The sequence below is a fragment of the Paenibacillus sp. D2_2 genome (genome assembly GCF_031199965.1).
Lineage (GTDB): Bacteria > Bacillota > Bacilli > Paenibacillales > Paenibacillaceae > Fontibacillus.
On sequence record NZ_CP133605.1, the window covers coordinates 3,293,476 to 3,319,332 of the forward strand.

13 protein-coding genes and 11 pseudogenes are annotated in these 25,857 nt (G+C 46.6%); all 24 read right to left on the reverse strand.

Annotated features, from left to right (window positions below; translation table 11 throughout):
• Nucleotides 1–104 precede the first annotated feature (104 nt).
• A complete protein-coding gene (locus RE628_RS16765) occupies nucleotides 105–320 on the reverse strand; it encodes a YlzJ-like family protein (protein ID WP_309154142.1) in 216 nt (71 codons plus the stop codon).
• A pseudogene (locus RE628_RS16770) lies at nucleotides 317–1,062 on the reverse strand (ClpP family protease). Before RE628_RS16770 ends, RE628_RS16765 begins: the two are co-directional and overlap by 4 nt.
• Nucleotides 1,063–1,297: 235 nt before the next feature.
• Nucleotides 1,298–2,978, reverse strand: a pseudogene (locus RE628_RS16775) (ribonuclease J).
• Nucleotides 2,979–3,241: 263 nt separating this feature from the next.
• Nucleotides 3,242–4,105 (reverse strand): 4-hydroxy-tetrahydrodipicolinate synthase, encoded by an 864-nt coding sequence (dapA, locus tag RE628_RS16780; RefSeq protein ID WP_309154143.1) that lies wholly within the window; start codon nucleotides 4,103–4,105, stop codon nucleotides 3,242–3,244.
• Nucleotides 4,106–4,171: 66 nt separating this feature from the next.
• A pseudogene (gene dapG, locus RE628_RS16785) lies at nucleotides 4,172–5,394 on the reverse strand (aspartate kinase).
• Nucleotides 5,395–5,472: 78 nt separating this feature from the next.
• A pseudogene (locus tag RE628_RS16790) lies at nucleotides 5,473–5,801 on the reverse strand (Asd/ArgC dimerization domain-containing protein); the annotation flags it as partial.
• A gap of 26 nt (nucleotides 5,802–5,827) precedes the next feature.
• Complete coding sequence (locus RE628_RS16795) at nucleotides 5,828–6,421, reverse strand: dipicolinate synthase subunit B (RefSeq protein ID WP_309154144.1); 594 nt, start codon at nucleotides 6,419–6,421, stop codon at nucleotides 5,828–5,830.
• Nucleotides 6,418–7,317, reverse strand: a complete 900-nt coding sequence (gene dpsA / locus RE628_RS16800) for a dipicolinate synthase subunit DpsA (protein ID WP_309154145.1) — start codon at nucleotides 7,315–7,317, stop codon at nucleotides 6,418–6,420. The genes RE628_RS16795 and dpsA overlap by 4 nt, the downstream gene beginning before the upstream one ends.
• Before the next feature lie 156 nt (nucleotides 7,318–7,473).
• Entirely contained in the window at nucleotides 7,474–7,929 is a 456-nt protein-coding gene (gene dut, locus RE628_RS16805; protein WP_375142925.1) for a dUTP diphosphatase, read from the reverse strand.
• On the reverse strand, nucleotides 7,913–9,166 hold the full coding sequence (locus RE628_RS16810) for a M16 family metallopeptidase (protein WP_309154147.1): 1,254 nt from the start codon (nucleotides 9,164–9,166) through the stop codon (nucleotides 7,913–7,915). The genes dut and RE628_RS16810 overlap by 17 nt, the downstream gene beginning before the upstream one ends.
• A 75-nt stretch (nucleotides 9,167–9,241) precedes the next feature.
• Nucleotides 9,242–10,278, reverse strand: a pseudogene (locus RE628_RS16815) (polysaccharide deacetylase family protein).
• Nucleotides 10,279–10,941: 663 nt separating this feature from the next.
• Nucleotides 10,942–12,752 (reverse strand): annotated as a pseudogene (locus RE628_RS16820) (ABC transporter ATP-binding protein).
• Nucleotides 12,749–14,494, reverse strand: coding sequence for an ABC transporter ATP-binding protein (locus RE628_RS16830; RefSeq protein ID WP_309154150.1), 1,746 nt, complete (start codon nucleotides 14,492–14,494; stop codon nucleotides 12,749–12,751). The pseudogene RE628_RS16820 and the gene RE628_RS16830 overlap by 4 nt, the downstream one beginning before the upstream one ends.
• Nucleotides 14,495–14,681: 187 nt before the next feature.
• Nucleotides 14,682–16,774: pseudogene (gene pnp, locus RE628_RS16835) on the reverse strand (polyribonucleotide nucleotidyltransferase).
• Between the two features lie 274 nt (nucleotides 16,775–17,048).
• The gene (gene rpsO / locus RE628_RS16840) at nucleotides 17,049–17,318 is read right to left on the reverse strand and encodes a 30S ribosomal protein S15 (protein WP_309154151.1); all 270 of its coding nucleotides are present in this window, start codon (nucleotides 17,316–17,318) and stop codon (nucleotides 17,049–17,051) included.
• Nucleotides 17,319–17,481: 163 nt separating this feature from the next.
• Nucleotides 17,482–18,428: pseudogene (locus RE628_RS16845) on the reverse strand (bifunctional riboflavin kinase/FAD synthetase).
• A gap of 68 nt (nucleotides 18,429–18,496) precedes the next feature.
• Entirely contained in the window at nucleotides 18,497–19,420 is a 924-nt protein-coding gene (gene truB / locus RE628_RS16850; protein ID WP_309154152.1) for a tRNA pseudouridine(55) synthase TruB, read from the reverse strand.
• Nucleotides 19,417–20,393 (reverse strand): annotated as a pseudogene (locus RE628_RS16855) (bifunctional oligoribonuclease/PAP phosphatase NrnA). The gene truB and the pseudogene RE628_RS16855 overlap by 4 nt, the downstream one beginning before the upstream one ends.
• A 62-nt stretch (nucleotides 20,394–20,455) precedes the next feature.
• On the reverse strand, nucleotides 20,456–20,809 hold the full coding sequence (rbfA, locus tag RE628_RS16860) for a 30S ribosome-binding factor RbfA (protein ID WP_309154153.1): 354 nt from the start codon (nucleotides 20,807–20,809) through the stop codon (nucleotides 20,456–20,458).
• Nucleotides 20,810–20,824: 15 nt separating this feature from the next.
• Nucleotides 20,825–23,465: pseudogene (infB, locus tag RE628_RS16865) on the reverse strand (translation initiation factor IF-2).
• Nucleotides 23,458–23,780, reverse strand: a pseudogene (locus RE628_RS16870) (L7Ae/L30e/S12e/Gadd45 family ribosomal protein). Before RE628_RS16870 ends, infB begins: the two co-directional pseudogenes overlap by 8 nt.
• Nucleotides 23,773–24,090 (reverse strand): RNase P modulator RnpM, encoded by a 318-nt coding sequence (rnpM, locus tag RE628_RS16875; RefSeq protein ID WP_309154154.1) that lies wholly within the window; start codon nucleotides 24,088–24,090, stop codon nucleotides 23,773–23,775. The pseudogene RE628_RS16870 and the gene rnpM overlap by 8 nt, the downstream one beginning before the upstream one ends.
• 130 nt (nucleotides 24,091–24,220) lie before the next feature.
• Nucleotides 24,221–25,318: a transcription termination factor NusA gene (gene nusA / locus RE628_RS16880; protein WP_309154155.1), complete on the reverse strand. Its 1,098-nt coding sequence runs from the start codon at nucleotides 25,316–25,318 to the stop codon at nucleotides 24,221–24,223.
• A 40-nt stretch (nucleotides 25,319–25,358) separates the two neighbouring features.
• A complete protein-coding gene (gene rimP / locus RE628_RS16885; RefSeq protein WP_309154156.1) occupies nucleotides 25,359–25,820 on the reverse strand; it encodes a ribosome maturation factor RimP in 462 nt (153 codons plus the stop codon).
• Between the last annotated feature and the right edge of the window lie 37 nt (nucleotides 25,821–25,857).

Consider the following 25,857-nt stretch of genomic DNA (forward strand, 5'->3'; position numbering starts at 1 on the left):
TTTGAACTTCCATTGAAATCAGGTAGTTCAAAAAACTACTTTCGATCACGAAGTAACACTAAGAGCATATTCGACATCGAATCTTGAATTGTTTTTTTATTTTATCAACACTGGCATATATAAAATTTGCTGCCCGGGGCGAGCAGTGGATTCAGATAATCTTCAAGATTACAACGCAGAAGTCTAATGATCGTTGCCCGGTTTCCCGGTTCCATTCGCACTTGCATCAGCAAGCCTCCCATCTCGACTTCACTATACATCTGCTCAACCTCAGGCTGTGCCCAATACTCTTCTTCTGGAATAATCGTATAATGTGTCATTGCTTCACCCCTCCTTCAGCGCTTTTCCTTCGAGAATCGATTAGACTGTTTAACTTGAGCAAGCCCTCTCCTATTCCCCTACTCCATCGATCAGACCATGTTTAACCGCATCATTTCCTCCGACCGATGTTCCTATATCCCGATTAAGTTCCCCCGTCTTGAACATCAGCTCCTTAAACAATTGTTCGGTAATATTGGAGTGCGACGTTACGAAGCGGACAACGCGCTCCTGCATTTTCTCAATGTATTCGAACGTTTGCGGCACACCAATGACAAGTCCCGTCATGCGGATCGGATGGATGGTCATCGTCGCGCTCTCGGCAATCAGCGAGTAATTAGAAGCAACTGCGATCGGCACACCAATACTGTGCCCACCTCCAATAACGACCGTAACCGTCGGCTTCGTTAGCGAAGAGATCATTTCAGCGATAGCTAGCCCCGCTTCTACATCACCACCCACCGTATTTAAAATGATAAGCAAGCCTTCGATCTTCGGATTCTGCTCAGCTGCAACCAATTGTGGAATTAAGTGCTCATATTTCGTCGTCTTGTTCTGCGGTGGCAACACGAGATGACCTTCGATCTGACCGATAATGGTCAGGCAGTATATATTAGACTCCCCTGGTGTCGGCACGGTCGTCTGGCCCAGTTGCTGGATCATATCGGTAACATCGGGTTTGTCCCCCGGTACTGGCTCTTGTACCTCTGGCTTATCCCCGGCTCGGCCTCCTGCCCTACTAATAACTCATTATGTTTATGCATCATGCACCTTACCTTCCGGCATTTAGCCTGTTATCTGACTTTTGTCCATGAAGGTAGTATGCCGATATTCTTCTAGGCTCTATACAGAAGTTCAGTCAGGAAACATTGAAACACCAAAAAGCCTCCCTCCCACGGGGAACCGTCCAATATTACCTTTGGGAGAGAGGCGACTGTGTGCCTAAAATCTTATTTAATTAGCTGCGTTCAAGCAGTATTTACACTTCCATGATGATTGGCAAAATCATCGGTCTGCGACGTGTCTGTTCGTACAAGAAACGTCCGAGAGCATCTTTGACGCTAGTCTTGAGCGAAGCCCATTCATTTACGTTCTCGCTCATCAATTTTTCCAACGTACTGGACACGATCCGATTCGCTTCCTCTAGGAGACCTTCGGATTCACGAACATATACGAAGCCACGAGATATAATATCCGGGCCGGATACGATAGTGCCATCTTGCTTACTTAACGTGACAACAACAACCAGTATTCCGTCCTGTGATAGCAGTTTGCGGTCGCGCAATACGATATTACCTACATCGCCTACACCAAGACCGTCAATCAACACGTTGCCAGAAGGAACTTTCCCGGCCTTACGGGCTACACCATTCTGAATCTCAACAATATCACCGACATCGACCAGGAAAATATTGTCCGGATCTACACCAACGGATTCACCAAGAAGCGCGTGTTTACGAAGCATCCGGTATTCGCCGTGTACTGGGATAAAATATTTCGGACGCATCAAGTTCAGCATCAGCTTAAGTTCTTCCTGACTACCGTGACCAGACACGTGAACCCCGGAATTTGAACCGCTGTATATAACTTCAGCACCGAGACGGAATAGTTCATCAATTGTTCTTCCTACATACTTCTCATTACCAGGTACTGGAGTAGCAGCGATGATAACGGTGTCCCCAGGTAAAATATCGACCTTGCGATGCGTTGAACGTGCCATCCGAGTCAGAGCTGACATCGGTTCACCTTGGCTGCCTGTACACAGTATAACTACACGGTCTGCGGCCATCTTATTCACTTCTTCTGGCTCGATTAACAAACCATCCGGTACATTCAGATAACCAAGTTCAGAAGCAATCGTCACGACATTCACCATACTGCGTCCGATGATCGTCACTTTGCGTCCAGTTGTATATGCCGCATCAATAACCTGCTGGATACGATGAACATTGGAAGCGAATGTAGCAACGACTACTCTTTGCGCTGCTTTACTGAATATGTCATCAAGAACGATACCTACATTTTTCTCTGATGGTGTAAATCCAGGTCTCTCCGCATTTGTACTATCCGATAACAGGGCAAGTACACCATTCTTACCAATTTCACCCATACGATGAAGGTCGGCAAATTGATTGTTCACCGGTGTATGGTCAAATTTGAAGTCTCCGGTATGCACAACATTACCTTCCGGTGTCTCCAAACATACCCCTACGGAATCTGGAATACTGTGATTGGTTCTGAAGAAGGTCGCCTTCATCGTTGATCCCAGTTGTACTTCGGAATCCGCATCAATAAGTACGCGCTTCGTCTCACCGAGTAAACCTGCTTCCTTCAACTTGTTCTCAACCAGACCCAATGTCAACTTTGTACCATAGACAGGTACATTCAAATTCTTGAGAACGTAAGGCAAGCCGCCAATATGATCTTCATGACCATGAGTAATCAGAATACCTCTTACTTTATCGCGGTTCTCCGTTAAGTAAGTGATATCAGGAATGACGATGTCAATCCCAAGCATATCTTCCTCCGGAAATTTCAGACCAGGCATCGATGACTACGATATCATTGGCATATTGAACGACATACATGTTCTTCCCGATTTCGGCAACGCCGCCCAATGAAAAGATCATCAGTTTATCATTATTCATTTTTTTGGACAAGTGAATCTAACCCTCCTAATTTGTTTGGACGTTGTAAATTTTTTTTGAAATTGTTGTTATGCACCCGATCAGTGCTCATTTAAATAACCTTTAAAACTTAACCGCACCCAGTCACTTGAGATACATTATACATGATTAAAAAGATAAAAAACAAGTCAGCCGATTATCCTGCCTATCTCTACATTGCTCCATAATAAAAAAAGCGATGCCTCGTTAAAGGCATCGCTTTATGGTTAAGTATCATAAATTTGGCTGTCCGTGAACTAGTTCAGCAGCTCACGAATGCTCTCTGCTTCCGCTTCCGTCAGAGGAATAAGCGGTAACCGCACAGAACCAACCGAATATCCGCGCAGGTTGAGCGCATATTTTACAGGACCAGGACTCGGGTATTCGAACAAGCCCTTGAATATAGGCAGTAATCTTTGATGCAGCTTCGTTGCTTCTTCTACACGACCTGCGAAAAAGGCAGTAATCATTTCTTTCATCGGGCTGCCGATAATATGACTTGCAACACTCACAACGCCATGTGCTCCTACAGCCATAGCGGGAAGAGCAGCCGAATCATCACCGGAATACACTTTGAAACCAGCTGGAGCAGCACCAGCAATCTCGGCCACCTGGTTCAGAGGGGCACATTCTTTAGTGGCAACAATATTAGGGATCTGCGCTAATCTCAGTGTTGTCTCAGTACTGATGTTGATCATCGTACGGCTTGGCACGTTGTATAGTACGACTGGCAATGAAACAGAATTGGCAATCGTCGAGAAGTGTTGATACAGTCCTTCCTGGGAAGGCTTGTTATAATAAGGCGCCACAAGCAATAGCCCATCTACACCCAACCTCTCCGCTTCTTTGGACAATTGAATAGTATGGGCTGTATTGTTACTGCCCGTACCGGCAATCACTTTACATCTGCCCGCCACATGCTCAACTGTGAAGCGAAATAACTCCAGCTTTTCCTCGTCTGTTAATGTTGGAGACTCGCCGGTCGTACCGCATACTACCAGGCTATCGGACTTCTGTTCTTCAATTAGATAATCAATAAGGCGTGCAGTCTCACCCCAATGAATTCGATTCTGTTCATCAAATGGTGTTACCATAGCTGTAATTAATCTACCGAAATCCACTTTGTCTCCTCCTTTCTCAATTCGCTGAATAAGCGGAATATAAACATATAATAATGGCCTAAGGTACTAACGGCCTAATTCAAACTTTGTATGCAAAGCCCGTAGAGCTTCTACCATATCATCCTTATTAACTAATACCCAGATCGTCGTGTTGGAATCAGCGGACTGCAGAATTTGAATATTCTGCTCCGTCAATGCTTCAACGATTTTTGCCATGATACCTGGAACACCATTGATTCCTCCGCCGATGACGGATACTTTCGCACAGCCTGTCAGAACATCAGGTTTCAAGCCTAGCTGCTCCAAAACTTGGACCGCTTTATCCGAATCATGGTCAAATACCGTATAAACGACTCCGGACGGGGTAACATTAATAAAATCGACACTGATAGAATTTTCGGCCATTGTCTTGAAGACCTGCAATTGAAGATGTTCCTTATTGTTGCCGCCAGAAGCATCGACCTTAATCTGCGTTACATTGTTCACATAGGCAATACCGGTTACGTAACGATCCAGAATACCGAGCTGAACATCCTTGAACCCTTCTGGATTTGCAACGAGTGTTCCCTCGCCCTCTGAGAACGTGGAGCGTACACGAACAGGTAAACCGGACTGCATGGCAATTTCAACGGCCCGCGGATGAATCACTTTAGCCCCTTGATGAGCCATATTGCATATTTCGGCATAGCTAACGTAGTCTAGCTGTCTTGCATCCTCGACAATCCTTGGATCGGCGGTAAGAATACCGTTAACATCAGTATAAATATCTACCATTTCAGCATGAAGTGCTGCACCCAGCGCTGTTGCTGAGGTATCGCTTCCTCCGCGTCCCAGAGTCGTAAAATCACCGATCTGATTTTGCCCTTGGAACCCGGTCACAATCACAACATCCTTCTGTTCCAACTGCTCCAGTACTCGGGTAGGAACGATATCTAGAATTCTGGCATTGCCATAATGGCTATCTGTTCGAAACCCAGCCTGCGCTCCCGTTAACACAACAGAAGAGATCGATTCTCTATTCAGCAGACTGCTAAGCATAGAAGCGGATATTATTTCACCGCAAGCAAGCAATAAATCCTGCTCACGCGAGTCCAACGAGCCCCCGCCATTAGCTATGAGATCAAGAAGGGTGTCCGTTGCATATGGGTCACCTTTCGGCCCATTGCCGACACCACCACGACGAGCCGGAAACCGTTAGCCAGTTCCCGGCGAATATGTGAGATGACATAATCTCTTGCCTCCGGAGTGGAGAGAGAAGTGCCACCGAATTTTTGCACTAAGATGCGCATGGGTATTCCTCCAATTTACGTATGCGGGTATGCGGAGTAAAGCTTGACTTTATTCCGTTGTTCTATGTTGTTATGGAATCAAGTTTTATCCTTTGCTGCAATTATCACTGCAATTTGAACAGCATTCCATGCTGCGCCTTTTCAGCAGATTACCCGGACACAATCCACAAATAAAGCGCCCGCTCATTGCCAAGATTACGACGCAGACGGACTATGAACACCTCCGTCTTGCCGGCAGCTTCTGTGAACAGAGGGTATCTCTGTACTGCCGGATCGTCAACAAGCGTAACACCCGGTGCATCGGACAGCAGCTTCTCACTTCATCCAAATCGTTACCTGTGCCAACTCGACATAGACGACTCTGAATGCCCATAAACAACCGGAATCCGCACGCAGGTTATTGTTACCTAAGTTAATATCCCTTAAAATGCCCTCATGAATTGTACCGTTCTATAATGAGCGGTTGCAATTGCTTACCTTCGAGCGCCGCGAAGCAGGCCTCAGGAACCAATTCCATCCGTGCCACAAGAGAATTCGGCTTCTCGACCGGATTGTCCTGACCAAACGGAACGAAGAATATATTCTTCGCGACAATAAGCTTGGCGATATTGGCCAGATTAAATCCCAGACCATCATTTGTAGAAATAGCGACCACAAGCGGACGTCCATTGCGCATTTGCGCTTTTGCCGCCATCAGGACAGGACTGTCTGTTACAGCATTCGCAAGTTTGCTGGTCGTAGTTCCTGTGCAGGGCGCTATAACCATGATATCTAGCAATTTCTTAGGACCGAGCGGCTCGGCCTCGACGATTGTAGAAATCATATCATTCCCAGTAATATCTTTCAATTGTTTCCGCCAATCCTCTGATTTGCCAAAACGGGTATCCGTCGTTAACACCGATTGGGATACGATCGGAACGACTTTAGCACCATCATCTACAAAACGTTGGATTTGCGGCATCACCTCAGCAAGCGTACAATGTGAGCCTGTCACCGCATAACCTACCGTAATACCTTGCCAATTCACTCTTCATCCCCCCGTAAATGGAACTCTTCCGTAATCGACTGACACAACGTGTTAGCTATAATAATTCCAGCCGTTTTAGGAGCTACGATTCCAGGTAAACCGGGAGCAAGGAGCGCCTTGATTCCACGCTTCTCAGCGAAGCGGAAATCCGTTCCTCCAGGAGCTGAAGCAAGGTCGATAATAACCGTTCTTCTAGGCAATTTCGAGATGATTTGTGCTGTGATTATCATAGTCGGTATTGTATTAAAAATCAAGTCAATATCGCCTGTGTTAGCGGTCAAATCCCTTGTCATAAAAGGCTCCCAGCCCATAACGGCAGCTCTCGCAGCATCCGCTTCCCTACGTACGCCTACCCTTACTTTCGCCCCTAATCCCTGCAAAGTCTTCGCCAGAGTGAAGCCTGTTCTCCCAATTCCAAGCACAATACAGGTTGAGCCGTGAATGGTTATATCAGTATTCTGAATTGCCATCATGAGGGCTCCCTCTGCGGTTGGAATCGAATTGTATATCGCTACATCATCACGATCAAGGAGCTCGATCAGTCGGAATCTATATTCGGCGCTCATACGCCGCAGTAAGCTTTTGGCCATGCCCGTATATACCAGGGCTCCCTCCCGTATGGCCATGAACAGCTCCTGCCTCATAACCAGATCTCCGCTTCCGAACGGTGCAGCGATAATCCCATTGTCATCACAGCCAATCACCGGCATAACGATAATATCCGCCTCTTGCAGCGTAGCTGGTGATAATGCTGGTTGCTTCGCTCCAGAAGGTAGATTTTCCAGCTTGTCGAAGCCAATCAGTCGAACCATAGCATCTAATTCAATACATTTGTTGATGACCTCGACCTGCCTAGCATCTCCACCCAGGAATACAATTGTAAGACCGGTCAGCATTCAGGACGCCACTCCTTCCAGGCAATACAGTATAGAGCATATTATGCCGATGCCTACTAAGTGGTGAATTGAACCAGGTTCAAATAAATACAAAAAAACAAGCATACAGTACCTCGGTCAGCAGACCAAAAGGCTGTATGCTTGTTTCTATAATTCTTACTTCGTTCCTGTATGACCAAACCCGCCGGCGCCACGCTCTGTATCGGACAAATCATCCACAGTAAGCAGGTTTACTTCTGGTACAGTCTGGAACACCATTTGCGCAATGCGCTCATTGCGTGTGATTGTAAATGCCTCATGGCCCAGATTGATCAACAGTACTTTGATCTCGCCACGATAATCCGCGTCGATTGTACCAGGCGTATTGAGGCATGTGATGCCATGTTTGAAGGCCAGCCCACTACGCGGACGGATTTGCGCTTCAAGTCCGGCAGGCATAGCGATGGCTATTCCCGTCGGTACAAGGAACCGTTCTCCAGGCTGTAATCTGATTTCTTGTGTTACTGCTGCATAAAGATCAAAACCGGAGGCAAGCTCAGACATTTTGCGAGGAAGCTCCACGTCTTCATTGCCCGGCATACGTTTTAGTTGCACATCAAATGACAAGTTCATCTCTCCTTAATCCGGATATTACCCGGTCCGATGCACCTACCATAGCAAGTGCGAACGGCTTCTTGAACATTTCCTTAACACAATAGTTTACATCATCCATCGTTACTGCATCAATGCGATTTATCATTTCATCAAGCGTAAAATGGCGTCCCAGCATCAACTCGTTCTTACCGAGACGATTCATCCGACTGCCTGTACTCTCCAGACTTAGGATCAAGCTTCCTTTGAGCTGTTCCTTCCCCTTGCGAAGTTCATTCTCTGTTAGCCCATTCTGTGCGACATCATGAAGAATCTCCTTCGTCAACGTCAGAACATCTTCAGTCTGCTTCGGCGCGGTCCCGGCATATACCGTGAACAGACCGCTATCTGCACTCGAACTATGATAAGAATAAACTGAATAGGCAAGGCCACGCTTCTCACGAATCTCTTGGAACAGACGAGAGCTCATGCCTCCGCCAATCGCATTGTTGAGCAGCACCATTGCATATTGTCTATCATCCCCAGTAGCCAGTCCAGGAAACGAGAGACAGATATGATTCTGTTCTGTCTTCTTCTTATAGAACTTGAGACCGCTAAGGAACTCAGGCATGGCCAACTGATTGCTAAGACCATGATTGCTGAAATTACCGAAATATTTCTCCAACAGATCAATCAGTGAATCATCAATATTGCCGGCAACACTAATAACCGTATTCTCAATAGTATACTTCTCTTTCATATACTGACGAAGATGATCCGGCGTCATCGCCAGCAGCTTCTCCTCGGTTCCGAGAATCGGCAGGGCTAACGGATGATCCCCATAGGCGGCTTCTGTTATTAGATCGTGAACCATATCATCCGGCGTATCTTCGTACATCGAGATTTCTTCCAGGATGACATTCTTCTCTTTACGAAGCTCCTCTGCATCAAACAGCGAATGGAAGAACATATCCGACAGCACGTCAACCGCAATCGGCAAATGTTCATCTAACACCTTGGCATAGAAACAAGTATACTCCTTCGAGGTGAACGCATTCACATTTCCGCCAATTGCATCGAATTCCTCTGCGATATCTTTGGCACTGAATTTTGACGTTCCCTTGAACAACATGTGCTCGATAAAATGAGAAATCCCGCCCTGCTCCGGCGTTTCATTACGCGATCCGGTCTTCACCCAAATACCGAAAGAAACAGATCGGCAGGATGGAATTTTCTCCGTAACGACCCGCAGGCCATTGCTTAATTGCGTCTTATTCACTAAGGATCCTCCTAAAAGTTTTGCACAGCAAAACTTAAGCATTTGCTTCGTCATTTAAATGGATAGCTTAACAAGCTACCCGCGAATTGATAAATGCATTCCTATCCTATCAAAAAAAGGCAACCGCTCAACTCCCAGGAGTATCGATCCGGTCGGGGACAAGGTCTCTTCTACAGTACCTAGCTTGATCCCCTTGCGCTCGATTACCTGGATCATTCCTTTTAAAGCATCTCTTGAAGAAGCAGTGGGATGCATCAGAATCAATGCTCCTGGTTCAACCTTTTGGGCAATTTTCTGTACAATCGTGCTTGGAGCTGGCTTCATCCAGTCAACAGTATCCACCGTCCATAATACGGTCTTAAGACCTTGCTCAGCCGCTAGCTCAATAGTCCGTTGATCATAATCACCAGATGGTGGTGCGAACCAGCGATTATCCACCCAAGCTTCTGCTTCAGTAGATCCTTCGTCTTCGATATTTCCAACCGTGCCTGGCTATCATCCAATTGACTCATATTAGGATGTGAATACGCATGATTTTCGAGCTGATGTCCTCTTTTTTGAATCTCTAGCGCCAGATCGGTATTCTTCTTCAGCCAGCTTCCATCAAAGAAGAAGGTTGCCTTCACACCCGCTTCATCCAGAATATCCAGCATCGGTATAATATACTCATTACCCCAGGCTACATTAATCATAAATGCGGCCATCGGCTTGTTAGGATTGCCACGAAAGATTGGTTCTGTCCCCAGATCATCCAAGTTTACCTTCGGCTTCAACTCTCGATAGACAAATTCAAGCTTCTGGCCAGGTTCAGCGGCTTTAGCCTTCTCATAGGTCTTTTCTATATCTACCTCACGACCATTGTATCCGGGAATGGCTTTCCAAACTCGGTCAACAACCGCATCGATTGGTTCGATCCTCCGTTTATTTGCTTCTGACCGGATTTGTGCCAGCAAGGGATCATCCCCCTTCCGATCTGTAAGCAAACCGAGCACCAACTTGCTACCCTTCTCATGGTCGCCACCTGCTACAAATTTGTGAATTCCAACAAACTGCCCAAGCATCATCACGAGCAAGGTCGTTGCAACGATAACCGCCAATTTTTTTCGATTCATGACAGACTCATCCCTTCAGCGGGTTTTGTCCTAATCTTATGAAGACAAGTCCTGGAATATGCGAAATAAGCACAGTTTGCAAATAGTTCTGTCTTTTTCAGAAACTTTATGTTATAATTACAACCGTTGAGTAAATTTAACCTCGTAAGTTCCTCGAATTTTTCTAAATTAACCCATCTAGAAGTGAAGAAAATTCCTATTTTGATAACCCTAAAGAGTAAGAGTTTTAAATTTTACGGAACGTTTGAGATTTTCTGATTCACGCTGGAGCGGTCATTGGAGCCGCAAGGACGAAAGAGAGGCAGGGCTTTTGTTGTTTTAGAAGCAATGTACCGATTGATGAACTTCACAAATACGGAACCGTGTACAGCAGTTTATGCTGTCAGAGGTTAAATTTATATAGTGCTTAATATATAGCGCGAAATAAACTAGTACCCGGCGATTGTTATCGCCGGGTACGTCCAATTTTATAGCCTAAATTTATTCATTCTTATTTCATATCGTACTCAATTCTGCACTTTAGTGCGTGTTTAAAAAGTCAGACTTTCAGCACCGAGAAGGTTGGATGAAGCTAGGGACTGAGGAGCGGAGCGTACGTTTTGGGTACGTGAGCACCTGAAGGCCCGGCTGAATTCAAGATTCGATGTCGAATAGCTTCATGATTTACTTCGTGATCAAAGACGGACTTTTTAAACAACCTCTCTCATTCATCGCTTCCTGATCTGAATCTGCAGATTCCCCCTGCCATAGCAGGCGCATTTCTTCACAAGAGGCCAGCAGATCCTGTAATGTCCCTTCGGCTTCTATTTGCCCGTCTTTCATTACAATAATATGATCCGCTCTACTTAGAGCCGCTCGTCGGTGCGACACAGCTATACAAGTCACATCAGTTTCCTGGAACAGGCCTTCCCATACCTTCTGCTCGGTCTCTACATCCAACGCGCTGGACAGATCATCAAAAATAAATAGGTCCGAACCTGTCATCAGCATTCTCGCTGTCGCTGCCCTTTGAATTTGCCCACCAGAGAGCATAACACCTCTAGGTCCTACATAGGTATCCAGACCTTTGTCGAGATCAGCTATATCTTTGTCCATAACAGACAGGCGAATTGCCTTCTCTAGAGCTTGCTCATCCGGCCCACCTTGCACGATATTCTCCCTCAAAGTATCACTGAACAGACGCGGAACCTGTGGAGTGTAGGCCGCCCTTGGAGGAATCAGGAACTCGGCAGCATTTACTGCCTTGCCATTCCACATAATCTCCCCCTCCTCCTTAGGAAGAAGCCCAAGCAAAGTCCTGACGAGTGTCGATTTGCCTGAACCAATCCGGCCGGTAATAACGAGGAATTGTCCGCGCTTCAAGCGAAGATTCACATTCGAAATCCCGTTCGCCGATTCTGGATAATGATAGGACACGTTATTAATCTCGAGGCTTTGCAAACGCTCCTCCTGTCTCTTATGCCGCACTGGCAGCTCTGGAGGCTCACTATTTAGATAGGTCTCTCTCGCTTCGATAACTCGGTCCTCTTCACCAGGTCTGAACAAAGTCCGCATTCTGTCAAAGGACACCTTCAGACGTTTATGTTGATACACCATATAGCCAAATAACGATATACTGAAGCCTATATTTGTAAGATAAGTTGTATATAGTGCAAAATCCCCTACCGTAAACCGCCCTGCCTTCATCTCAGCCGCACACATAAGCAGGATCAACCCAGTACAGATGCTCAGCACATGTTGATTCAACGATCTCATCCATTGCTTGAACAAATTGTCCTTCAGTGCCGCCTGTCGTCGCTCCTCATTAAGCTCGGTAAACTTTCGATGCACATGCTCCTCAGCCTGGCCGAGCTTGAGAGCCTGCACCGCTCCAAAGGTCTCAGCGATAAAGCTCGTAATGCGACCGGTTGCCTCTTGGTTCAGTTGGCCATATCTGCGTGCCTTGTTCCCAGATAGATTGTTCAGCAGGGTCACAACAAGTAGAGGTAGAATAGCGACCAGCGTAATTTTCCAGTTAATGTTGGCCATTATTACAATGGATACTGTCGCAAATATCAACCTGCCCAGAAATCAACCCAGGACTCTACATATTCGACAACCTCATTCACATCATCCCGAAAACGGCTCATCGCCTCCCCGGGAGTCGCAGGCAGATTCCGCCCTGGCCAGCGCATAATTCCAGCCAGCATATTCGTACGCAAAATCGCCTGGATATGAAAAATATAGGTTACCCATTGATAGAAGGCCGCGAAGAAGGTTCCAACGCGCAGAAACCTAACCACTGTCAGGAAAATCAGCGGAGTAGCCAACCATAAATAATTGTCCGTCCCTGTAGTTGCACAGTCAAAGAACCATTGCATTCCAAGTCCGAATAAGAGAGGGAGGGAGTGGAATACGGCCCACAGCAGCCCATTCACGATGAACAGGAACGGCTTATAACGGAACAAACGGTTGATAAAGCCCGTAATATTCATGCCAATTCCTCCTCTCTACCCGTTGCAAGCAATCTGGCATAATGCGAGTCTGGGCGGCTAGCCAGTTCCTTGCGATCTCCAAATTCAAGGATTTGCCCGTTACCGAGTACCAGAATCTTGTCAACCTGCTCCAGCGTAGCCAGCCGGTGCGCAATAATTACTCCTGTACAATGCTCCATCAGCGAGTCTACGGCCAACTGAAGCATCGATTCCGTTGCTGCATCCAGCCTTGACGATGGCTCATCCAGCACGACAAGACTCGGCTCAGTCAGAAATACACGCGTCAGAGCGAATAGCTGCGCTTCCCCTGCAGACAAGGAAGAGCCCCCTGAGGACAGATGAGTATCAAGTCCATCCGGTAAAGCCTCAATCCATGTGCGCAAGCCAAGACGCCCTGTCGTCTCTAGAATCTGTTCATCCGATACATCCTGATTAAATAGCGTCAGATTGTCGCGCAGCGTTCCATCGAATAACTGTACATCTTGAGTAACCATCCCCACGCGCTGATAGAGCGCAGGAAGATTCAACTCCGTAATATCAATGCCGCCAATACGAATAACACCTTGGTTAATGTTATATAGCCGCATCAGAACACGGCTAAGACTTGATTTGCCACTTCCCGTACGACCGATAATCCCGAGTCGCTCCCCGGCTTCAACCCGGAATGTCAGATTGTTCAGGACGGACTTATCCTCACTATAATGAAATGATACCGCTTCAAATTCCAGGCTGAGTGCACCTTGCGGTAGCAACTCCTGATCCCCGCTTACAATCTCGCTACGGCTTGACAGCAATTCTCTGGAGCGAAGCATGCCAGATTTGGCCTTCTGGAACTCCTGCACTTGATTGCCCAGCATCTCAATCGGATCATTTAACATCTGTGTATATTGATAAATAAGGAACAACATACCCAGCGATATTCTACCTGTTAAATAATAATGAACGCCAAGCAACAGCACCGCGGTTACTGCAAGCGCGAACATAATAACCGTCGTATTCCAAGGAACGATCCGCAGCATCCATGCTTTCCGGCCTGTAATCGCTACCGAACGCATTGCGCGATAGAATCGATTCATCACATAAGGCACATGTCCATTAGCCTGAACATCCTCGATCCCAGCGATCCGTTCTTCGATTAGACCGAACAGAGCCGCACTTGCCTCCCGCTCTTTCTTGGACGACTGTACACCCAGATTGCGAATAATGACCATGAACAGAATCGCAATCAATGTGAACAAGGTCATCACGCTTGCAATTAATACGTTAACACTGAACATATACCCCAAGATTCCTACCAATAACACGAAGCTTCCGATAACCTGAACGATGAACATGGCAAAAAAATTCGAAATCCCCGTAACATCACCATCAACTCGTTCAATCATCTCCCCCGGCGTCTTCACATTATGGAATCGCATATCCAGCTTCAGACAATGTCTGAGCAGGTCACCACGCAGCTTATTCGTCGATCTCCAAGCGACATCATTACCAATGTAACTTACGGCAACTGTAATTAACTGATTGAATACAGCCACCACTAAAAAAGCGCCTGCAAGCAGTAAAAGGCTGGATACGACGCCGCCCCCAGCAGCTGTGTCAATAAAACGTGCTACAATCTGTGGGTTAATGAGCTGCAATGCCGTTGAAACAAGCAGCATAACCAGCAAAAGTACGAGCTTCCCCTTAACCGGCTTCAAATAGGTAAAGAGCCAAGTCATAGATAATTTCTCATTTGTAGGCATCTCGCCCCTCCCCATTCAAGCAATAATTTTTTTGGCAGAATATCCCTCAATACTACATAAATCCATCCGCAAATACAAAGTAAAAAATAAGTATAAAAAAAGAGTACGCAAAAAGAGCCAGAATGGTCATTCTGTCTCTTTCTCGTAACGAAATCTGTTTAAAGTGAGAACGAACTTAAGAGTGTGATTATTCCTTCTCCGCGGTTAATACCGCTTTACGGGAAAGATTAACCCGTCCTTGTTGATCGATCTCGGTAACTTTGACAGTAATTGTATCTCCGATCGCAATGACATCTTCCACTTTAGCAACACGTTCCGTTGAAAGCTGGGAGATGTGTACTAAACCGTCTTTGCCTGGCAGGATTTCTACGAAGGCGCCGAATTTTTCAATCCGTTTGACTGTACCTACGTAAATCTCACCAACGACAACTTCTTTCACGATGCCTTCAATAATCGAGCGCGCTTTGTTGTTCATCTCTTCATTAGTCGAAGCGATGAATACACGTCCATCTTGCTCAATATCGATCTTGACGCCAGTTTCTTCAATGATCTTGTTAATGATCTTACCACCAGCACCAATAACATCGCGGATCTTGTCCGGATTAATGTTCATGATCGTAATCTTAGGCGCATACGGAGACAAATGCTCCTTAGGAGCCTGAATACGTTCCTGCATTTTGCCAAGGATGAACATACGACCTTCTCTTGCTTGCTCCAAGGCTTCGGACAAGATTTGACGGTCGATTCCGTCGATCTTGATATCCATTTGAATGGCGGTTACGCCTTCCGCTGTACCAGCTACCTTGAAGTCCATATCACCAAGATGGTCTTCCATACCTTGAATATCCGTTAAGATCGAGACATGCTCTCCATCTTTGATCAAGCCCATCGCTACGCCAGCAACTGGCGCTTTGATCGGTACACCAGCATCCATCATCGCAAGAGTACTAGCACAGATACTTGCTTGGGAAGTAGAGCCGTTCGATTCCAATACTTCGGATACGAGACGGATTGTATACGGGAATTCCGATTCTGGTGGAATAACCTTCGACAATGCCCGTTCACCGAGTGCACCATGTCCAATTTCACGGCGTCCAGGTGCGCGCAAAGGACGAGCCTCGCCCACACTGAATGGCGGGAAGTTATAATGGTGCATGAAGCGTTTCGATTCCTCAAGGTCGATACCATCGAGAATCTGTACATCTCCCAATGCTCCAAGCGTACAAATGCTGAGCGCTTGCGTCTGACCACGAGTGAACAAACCAGAACCATGGGTGCGCGGCAACAGGTTGATATCACATTCGATCGGACGAATCTCATTCAATTTACGTCCATCTGGACGAACTTTATCATGAGTAATTAGGCGGCGTACTTCTTCTTTGACGATGTCGTGCAGCACTTCCTTTACATCATCCAGCAACTCAGGAGATTCTATGTACTTCTCCCGAAATAAGCGACTGTCTCATCATTGATCGCATCGATCGCATCCTGACGAGCATGCTTCTCAGCAATCTTAACAGCTTCAACCAGACGCCCTGCAGCATTTGCGCGAACTTCGCTATTCACATCTGTATCAACAGCGTGCAGCTTCACTTCCATCTTCTCTTTGCCTGCGACAGCAACAAGCTCTTCGATCGTAGCGATGATCTTCTTGATCTCATCATGTCCGAACATAATCGCTCCCAGCATAACTTCTTCTGGAACCTCATCTGCTTCGGCTTCAACCATCATGATCGCATCTTTCGTACCGGCAACAGTCACATAGATATCGCTTGCTTCTTGCTGGGCAACATCCGGATTGATGACGAATTCACCATTCACACGGCCTACAGCAACCCCGCCAATCGGTCCGTTAAAAGGAACGTCCGAAATGCTCAGTGCAGCCGAAGTACCAATCATAGCAGCAATCTCAGGCTCACAGTCCTGATCCACGCTCATTACCAGATTCACGATCTGCACATCATTGCGGAACCCTTCAGGGAACAATGGACGGATCGGGCGGTCGGTCAGACGGCTGGCGAGAATTGCTTTCTCACTTGGACGTCCTTCACGCTTGATAAAGCCGCCAGGAATTTTACCTACAGCATACAACTTCTCTTCATAATTCACGGTCAATGGGAAAAAATCCAAATCCTTAGGTTCAGACGATGCTGTCACAGTACACAGAACAGCCGTATCACCATAACGGACCATTACCGCAGCGTTAGCCTGCTTGGCCAAACGCCCGGTCTCCAATGTAAGAGGTCTTCCTCCCAACTCCATTTTCACATGTTTTTCCATGAAATCCCTCCTTATTCACAAATAAAAGTTCGTTACAAATCTCATTATTTCCTGCTTCTATCCAATTCATAAAAGCAATAAAAATGATTATCATCTGTTTTCTTATTATATCTAAAACAAAAGCTCCTCACGGAGCCCTTCATTAGCAGATATACGTCATTATTCCTGATACTGCTGTGTAATGTATTTCTTCGTAAAAAGCAACCCAACGGCCGACCGTTCGCTGCAATAGCGCTCGGCGGCTACCAGGCTGCTTTTCTTCAACAAAGGCAAATTAACGGCGCAATCCGAGTCTCTCAATCAACGCGGAGTAACGTTTAACGTCTTTGTTCTTCAAGTAAGCCAACAACTTACGGCGTTGACCTACCATCTTCAAAAGACCGCGACGGGAATGATGATCCTTCTTGTGCGTACGCAAGTGATCAGTCAAATTCACGATGTTCTCCGTGAGGATAGCAATTTGTACCTCTGGTGATCCAGTATCGGATTCATGAGTTTTGTACTCTTCAATCAATTGTTGTTTACGCTCTTGAGTTAATGCCATCCTATCCACCTCCTTTACAAAAATCGCCACTAGCCTAGTAGTCGGACGGTGAGACCTGACAACCAAGCTAAGGTTTTATATTGACATGCGGGATAAGCCTGCATGAACAACGTAAATCAGTATAACATAAATATGAGATAAAAGTAAATGATGCTTGTACGTATTATTCCTCCGACGACAATATTTGCTTCGCCGTATCGGCATCGTTAGTAATTTGCGCGACTAATTGCTCAATAGATCCGAATTTGCGTTCCTCACGGATGAAGCTTATTAGCTCGACCGATAGCAACTTGCCATAAATATCCCCACTGAATTCTAGTAGATGAATCTCAATCGTAGGTACAATCTCATTCTCATGGAAGGTCGGCTTGACGCCTACATTCATAACTCCCTGTAGCATCTGATCTTCATAACCAACCCTTACGGCGTATACCCCTTTTCTCGGCAGCACATAGTGCTCACTCATCTTCAGGTTAGCCGTCGGGAAGCCGATCGTACGACCGCGCTTCTCACCATGCATAACGATTCCCGACAAGGAGTAAGGACGACCTAATAGACGTCGCACTTGCTTCACATTGCCTTCTTGCAGGTCAAGGCGAATGCTTGAGCTGCTCACTTTATCGCCTTCGATCAGAAACGGAGGCACAATCGTGACCTCAAGCTTGTAATCGCTCAGCTCGCGAAGCATCCCCGCATGGCCTTCGCCGCGATAGCCAAAATGAAAATCAAAGCCAACAACAGCAGTATGAATCCCAAGCGGCATCAGCATACCACTGACGAAGTTCTGTGGACTTACGCGCGAGAAGCTGTCATTGAAGTCTACAATATATAAATAATCCACGCCCATCTGACGGATAATCTTCTCTTCTCCGCCGGAGGTGTTAGGTATCCTTCATAGTCACCTTTCTTCATGACTTCCTTCGGATGGGGATGAAACGTCATTACGCCGGAAGGGAGTCCTTGCTCGGCAGCAATTCGTACCGCAGATTGGATGACACTCACATGACCCAGATGCAATCCATCGAATTGACCGATGGCAATAACCTGCTGTCTAGTACACTGTGCGATTACTTCTTCAGTTAATGGATATGTCAGATATATTGTTTTCACTTGTCTCACCTGCAATTTCACAGTTTATAGAAGTAGTTCAGAAGTAGTTCAAAAACTTACTCGAAAGTCTAATTCGAATCAGGCAGAAATACCTTAACTGGAGTAATCGCTCCAGTCTCTTCCCCTACGCGGAAGATACCTAAAAATTGCTCAGTAGGACTGTATAGACGAATAACGTCCCCACGATTTGCTGACGGCTTGATTGCATAAGGGGAGACTCGCTGTCCTTGTAAGGTTGCCTGTACCTTTTCTTCTTCCACGATATGCGCCGGCAAATGCTGAACAGCCCGATCTATCGGCAACAAGCAAGACTGCAAAGTACCTGCTTGAACATGCTCAGCTACCTGTTCCAACGTCAGGCAATGCTCATTACGAATTCCGGCGGACATCGTCCGCTTGAGACGAAGCATCGACGCAGGAACACCTAGAGTCCGCCCAATGTCTACACAGAGTGTGCGGATATAAGTACCTTTGGAACAGAGTACACGGAATGATAACTCTGGATAGGGTATATCCGGTTGATAGGAGATCAGCTCGAGCTCATGAATCGTCACTTCGCGCGCCTTACGTTCTACGACTTTGCCCTCACGAGCCAATTCATAGAGCCTCTTCCCATCCTGTTTCACGGCCGAATACATTGGAGGAACCTGCGATATCGTACCGATGAACCGGGACAAGACCTCAGATATCTGATCCATGTCTACAGAGACATGCTCGTCTTGTTCTATTATCGTACCCGTCATATCTTCCGTATCAGTAGCAATACCAAGTACTAGGGTAGCTTCATATTCCTTAGGCAGCTCCTGCAAGTATTCAACCATTCTGGTCGCTCTTCCAAGGCATAACGGCAAAACTCCGGTGACCGCCGGATCGAGCGTCCCCGTGTGGCCTATCCGCTTCATCTTTAAGATGCCGCGAGCCTTGGCCACCACATCATGAGATGTGAACCCAACCGGCTTAGCGATAGGAAGAATTCCTTCATAAGTTATCATAGCTGTAATTTCACCTGCTCCACAACACGGGATACGATTTGCGTCAGATCCCCCTCGATCCGGGCTCCTGCCGCACGAACATGGCCGCCTCCGCCGAAGCTCTGTGCAACCTTGGCTACATCTACCATACCTGCGGACCGAAGGCTGACTTTCACAGCACCTTCATGGATTACTTTGAACAACATTCCGACTTCTACGCCTTGAATATTACGAGGGTAATTAACAATACCTTCGAGGTCCTCATGGATTGCACCTGTAGCTCTCATATCTTCATCATGAATCACAACCCAACTGATCTTACCATCATCCGTGATTTGAAGCCCATTTAACGCTCTCGTCAAAAGCTTCAATTGCGGTAAGGTCATTTGTTCAAGCAGTAGCTCGGACAACCCTGGCCCATCCACCTTGTATTCGAGCAGATCGGAGGCAATTGCCATCACCTTCGGCGATGTGTTCGAATATCTAAATCCTCCGGTATCCGTTAACATCCCAGTGTAAATCGCCGTAGCGACCTCATAATTCAACGGAACCTCCATATATTTCAGTAAATCATACAGTATCTCCGCAGTCGCAGCCGCCTCAGGAACAATTAAATTGACGGCACCGTAGGCATCATTGGTTGGATGGTGATCAATATTCAGAATTAGGGCATCATCGGCAAACCATTCCGCAGTCTTTCCGACCCGTTTGAAATCTGCACAGTCCACGCAAATCACGTGGCTAAATTTAGTATCAAGCGGAGTCGACGAAAGATCAATGATCCGGTCAGCCTGCCATAAATAGCTCATACGGCGGGGATCGGTCCCTCATTCACCATCTTATAATTTTTGCCCAGACAAGAGAGAAGCCAGCCCACTGCTAACGTGGAACTGACTGCATCTCCGTCCGGCTGAATATGCGCTACTACCAGGAAATCGTCATGCTCCATCAGGAATTGTCTGACCTGTTGGAACTCACGTTCTTTGGTTTGCATAGCCGTCTCCTTTATTAGGTGATTCAACAAGCCTTGATAAGCTTATTGAACACACCTATTTGTTAATTTTCGCCTTCTTCAGATATTTCACCGAGCAGCTTCTCGATATGGCTGCCGTAAGCGATCGACTCATCGATCTTGAAGATCAACTCAGGCGTATGCCGTAGTCTAATTCGCTTACCGATTTCTGTCCGCAAGAAGCCTGTAGCTTTGTCCAACGCTTTAAGCGTACCCTTCTTTTGTTCTTCATCGCCGAACACGCTCAAATATACTTTTGCTTGCGATAAATCGCTCGTTACATCGACACCAGTCACCGTAACAAATCCAATACGTGGATCCTTCAGTTCACGTTGGATCATCACGCTAAGTTCCTTCTTAATCTCTTCGCCTACCCGGCCGGTACGATTCTTGGCCATTGATGACACCTCACCTTACTTAGGTTCGACGGTTTCCATAACAAATGCTTCGATCACGTCGCCCTCTTTAACATCATGGTAATTGTCCAAGGTAATACCGCACTCGTATCCTTGAGCCACTTCCTTAGCATCATCCTTGAAGCGTTTGAGGGAATCGATCTTACCCTCATACACTACGATGCCGTCGCGGATCAAGCGTGCTTCAGCAGCACGGGTAATTTTGCCGGAGGTAACCATACAACCTGCAATTGTCCCGACCTTGCTGACCTTGAATGTATTTCTTACTTCAGCATGCCCGATAACCGATTCTTTATAAACCGGATCAAGCATTCCCTTCATCGCTTGCTCAATCTCTTCGATGGCATTGTAAATAACGCGATGAAGTCTAATATCTACATTTTCCTGCTCTGCAGTCGCTTTGGTCTGAGTATCTGGACGAACGTTAAAGCCGATAACAATCGCGTTCGATGCCGCAGCTAAAATAATATCCGATTCGGTAATCGCTCCGGCACCGCTATGAATAATCTTCACACGTACGCCTTCAACCTCGATCTTCTCAAGCGATCCCTTAAGAGCCTCAACCGAACCTTGAACGTCCGCTTTAATAATAACATTCAGATCCTTGATCTCGCCTTCTTTAATGTGGCGGAACAAATCGTCAAGCGTAACTCGAGTATTGGCACCAAGCGAGGATTGACGTTCAGTTGTTGCCCGTTTGTCAGCGATCGAACGAGCCTTGCGCTCATCCTCAAACACCATGAACGGATCGCCAGCTTGTGGAACTTCATTCAGACCGGTAATTTCAACCGGCGTCGAAGGTCCGGCTTCTTTAATACGGCGTCCTTTGTCATTCACCATGGCACGAATGCGGCCGAAGCAGTTGCCGGCTACGAATGCATCGCCAACCTTAAATGTACCATGCTGCACGAGTACCCGTGCAACCGGTTCGCGATTCTTATCAAGCTCAGCCTCAATGACTGCTCCACGGGCACGCTTGTTAGGATTTGCCTTATATTCGTTAACTTCTGCTACGAGAAGAATCATCTCGAGCAGATCCTCAAGACCCATTCTTTGTTTAGCCGATACGTTTACGAAGATCGTATCTCCGCCCCATTCCTCTGGAACGAGTTCGTACTCAGTTAATTCTTGCTTCACCTTATCTGGATTAGCTTCTGGTTTATCGATCTTATTAACAGCCACGATAATCGGCAGACCAGCAGCCTTGGCATGGTTAATCGCCTCAACGGTCTGCGGCATGACTCCGTCATCTGCAGCGACAACGATAATCGTAATATCCGTCAATTGCGCACCACGAGCACGCATCGCTGTAAACGCTTCGTGACCCGGTGTATCCAGGAACGAAATCTTCTTACCGTTAATTTCAACTTGATATGCACCGATATGCTGCGTAATACCGCCAGCTTCGCCACCGGTAACGTTTGTCGAGCGAATCGCATCGAGCAATGTCGTCTTACCATGGTCAACGTGACCCATAATCGTAACAACTGGTGGACGCTCTTTCAAATCTGCTTCATCATCGACTTCCTCGACTGTCTCGAAGCGATCATCCTCTACAGGAATCTTCACTTCTACTTCTACGCCGAAGTCACCCGCCAACAACAAGATCGTCTCAATATCCAGCTCCTGGTTGATCGTAGCCATAACACCGAGAAGTATAAGCTTCTTGATAACTTCAGAAGCGTCCTTATGCAACAGCTTGGCTGCTTCACCAACGGTCATTGTGCCACGCACAATAATCTTCTTCGGTGTATTGTCGATCTTCTCACGCGGTGGTTGTTGATTACCACCTCTACCGCCTTTGCCACCTCTACCGCCGCGATTGTTTCTGTAACCACCCTGACGGTTGTCGTCAAAGCCTTTTCTATTGTTATTGCTATTGTTATTATTCGAGAATTTACCCTTCTTAGCACCTTGATTCTGTCCATTGCCGCCACGATCATTATTAAATGCAGGCTTATTATCGCGATCAAACTTCTTGCCGCCTTTGTCCGCATTGGCCTGTGATGGTGCAGTAGAGGTACTGCGAGCCGGCTGCGATGAATTGCTACGTTGTTGTCCGCTACTAGCTTGCCCTTGAGGACGGCCGCCGGACTGATGCCCGCGATTCCCTTGCTGACTAGAATTTTGCTGTGGGCGTGAGCCCTGTTGTGGGCGTGAGCCTTGTTGAGGACGTGAGCCTTGTTGGCTCCCCCATTAGAATGTTGACTTCTTCTTGTGATGCTGTATTACTGCCTGTGGCAGATGGTCTATTGGTATTTGTTTTTGTATTCATGCTTACCTGCTTTTCTTGTTGATTTTTGTTATTACTTGTTACTTGATTCGTCGCCGCAGTGTGCGCTTGATTCCCGTGATGATCGGAAGCCTTCTTAACTGGTTCTGTCTTTGCATTAACTGAGGATGACTTAGAAGAAGCCTCAGAACGCCCGCCTCCATCGCGTTTAGCTGCCGCATTACTCTTAATATCCTTGAAGAACTGTTCCACCTTCGTAACAGTGTCGTTCTCCATAACGCTCATATGATTGTTAACCGGGATATTAAGACGCTTAAGAATGGTGATAATTTCCTTGCTACTCATATTAAGTGACTTCGCATATTCATAGACTCTGAGTTTATCTTTGTTCTCTTGTTTATTCAATATACTCCACCTCCGGCGTTTTCTCGATTTCTTCTCGAATCATATCGGCAAACCCTTGATCCGTCAGTGCTATGACGACCCGTTCCGGTTTTCCAATACTCGAACCAAGACTGATCCGATCCGGTCCAATGATCAAAGGGACTTTGTATGTGCCGCATTTATCGCGGAATTTCTTGTGGGTATTATTTGAAGCGTCCCCGCAACGATAACCACTTTAGCCTCTTTGGACCTGATGGCTTTCATTACGATCTCATCACCGGTCACCAACTTACCAGCACGCATCGCCAGGCCAAGTCGGGACAACATTTTACTCATCGCTATCTTCCTCTTCTCGCTCCTGGCTTAGATGGAATTCATCCTCAATCGCCAGAAAATCGTGGGCTAACTGTTCGTAGACCTCTGCTCCTACCGTAGCCTTCAAGGCACGGTCCAGCGCGCGGTTCTTATGGGCGAGCTTAAAGCAAGCAACCTGTCCGCAAAGATATGCACCTCGCCCCGATTTTTTGCCAGTCAGATCAATTGAAACTTCACCCTCCGGCGAACGAACGACGCGGATCAATGATTTTTTGGGCATCATTTGCTGGCAAGCCACGCATTTGCGCATCGGTATTTTTTTAGCTTTCATTTCAAGCCCCCCATACATACTCCCGGTTATGCCTATATCTCGTCAAAGAGGTTGTTCAAAAAGTCCTACTTTAATAAGAAAACCTGATCGCTGAAAGTTTGACTTTCTGAACACATACTAATTGCAAAAATCAATCTATAGATACGGAGTCCTGCGGCAATTCATCCTGCTCGGTCTTCTTTCTGCCGAACTCTTCTTCTGCCTGAGTCTCACTCTTAATATCGATTTTCCAGCCTGTCAGCTTGGCAGCAAGTCTTGCATTCTGCCCCTTAATGCCGATCGCCAGCGAGAGCTGATAATCCGGCACGATTACGCGAGCCATCTTCTCAGCCTCGAATACCTGTACTTCCAAAACTTTGGAAGGGCTGAGTGCATTAGCTACATATTCATCAATATTTTCAGAGTAGCGTACGATATCTATCTTTTCACCATGCAACTCGGTAACGATCGTCTGTACACGCGTACCCTTTGGTCCTACACAAGAGCCAACTGGATCAACCTCATTGTTACGGGAATAGACAGCGATCTTCGAACGGAATCCAGCTTCACGGGCCACAGAACGAATTTCAACTACACCATCGAATATTTCTGGAACTTCCAGCTCGAACAAGCGCTTCAGTAGCCCAGGGTGCGTACGGGATAGCAAAATTTGCGGTCCTTTGGTCGTGTTCTCAACCTTTGTAATATACGCTTTGATCCGGTCGCCGTGCTTGAATTTCTCGCCAGGCATCAATTCATTCAGCGGAAGATGTGCTTCAATCTTGCCTAGGTCAACATAGACATTGCGTAGATCCTGACGCTGTACGATACCTGTAACGATATCTTCTTCTTTCTCTACAAAAGCGTTATAGATCAGTCCGCGTTCCGCTTCACGAATGCGTTGGGTTACAACCTGCTTCGCCGTCTGCGCCGCAATCCGTCCAAAATCTCTAGGTGTTACTTCAATCTCAGCTACATCATCCAGCTGGAAGCTTGGGTTGATCTCGCGTGACGAGTGCAGCGAAATTTCCGTACGAGGATCGAGAACTTCTTCAACAATGAGCTTGCGCGCGAATACTTTAATAGATCCCGTATGGCGGTTCATATCTACACGTACGTTCTGCGCTGTATTAAAATTCCGTTTATAACTAGAGATCAGCGCCGCTTCAATAGCTTCAAATAATATATCTTTGCTGATCCCTTTCTCCCTTTCCAAATCATTCAAGGCTTCGATAAAATCCATACTCATTTGCCTCGAGCTCCCCTTTCATAATCCAAAATAAGTGATGTTAAAAAATAATCGCCAATCTGGCGCTAGCAACTTTACTATACGATACGGCATGTTTCTGCTTACCGATTTCAATAACGAGCTCGTCATTCTCAAAAGAGATAAGACGGCCTTCGAATTCCTTCAGGCCATTTACCGGTTCGTATGTAGTGACAAACACATCCTTGCCAACAGCTTTGGCTACGTCGTCCGCCTTCTTCAGCGGTCGCTCCGCACCAGGCGAGGAAACTTCAAGGAAATACGCGGATGGGATCGGATCATTCGCATCTAGCTGCTCGCTAAGATATTCGCTGATCCGGCCGCAATCGTCGATGTCAATGCCGCCGTCTTTGTCGACGAAGACGCGCAAAAACCAGTTGCTGCCTTCTTTTACATATTCAATATCAACCAATTCAAAGCCGTTCTCCTCTAGATAAGGCATTACCATCTCTTCTACGGCCGCTTTGATCTTCGGTGTGCTCAAGAGTACATTACCTCCATCAATTGTTTCCTGTATACCA

Coding starts and splice junctions, on each gene's coding strand:
- RE628_RS16765 (WP_309154142.1), bottom strand. CDS start 320: ATGACACATTATACGATTATTCCAGAAGAAGAGTATTGGGCACAGCCT.
- dpsA (WP_309154145.1), bottom strand. CDS start 7,317: ATGCTGACCGGTCTTACAATTGTATTCCTGGGTGGAGATGCTAGGCAG.
- dut (WP_375142925.1), bottom strand. CDS start 7,929: ATGAACTTGTCATTTGATGTGCAACTAAAACGTATGCCGGGCAATGAA.
- RE628_RS16830 (WP_309154150.1), bottom strand. CDS start 14,494: ATGCCTACAAATGAGAAATTATCTATGACTTGGCTCTTTACCTATTTG.
- rpsO (WP_309154151.1), bottom strand. CDS start 17,318: ATGGCATTAACTCAAGAGCGTAAACAACAATTGATTGAAGAGTACAAA.
- truB (WP_309154152.1), bottom strand. CDS start 19,420: ATGATAACTTATGAAGGAATTCTTCCTATCGCTAAGCCGGTTGGGTTC.
- rbfA (WP_309154153.1), bottom strand. CDS start 20,809: ATGGCCAAGAATCGTACCGGCCGGGTAGGCGAAGAGATTAAGAAGGAA.
- rnpM (WP_309154154.1), bottom strand. CDS start 24,090: ATGAAAGCTAAAAAAATACCGATGCGCAAATGCGTGGCTTGCCAGCAA.
- nusA (WP_309154155.1), bottom strand. CDS start 25,318: ATGAGTATGGATTTTATCGAAGCCTTGAATGATTTGGAAAGGGAGAAA.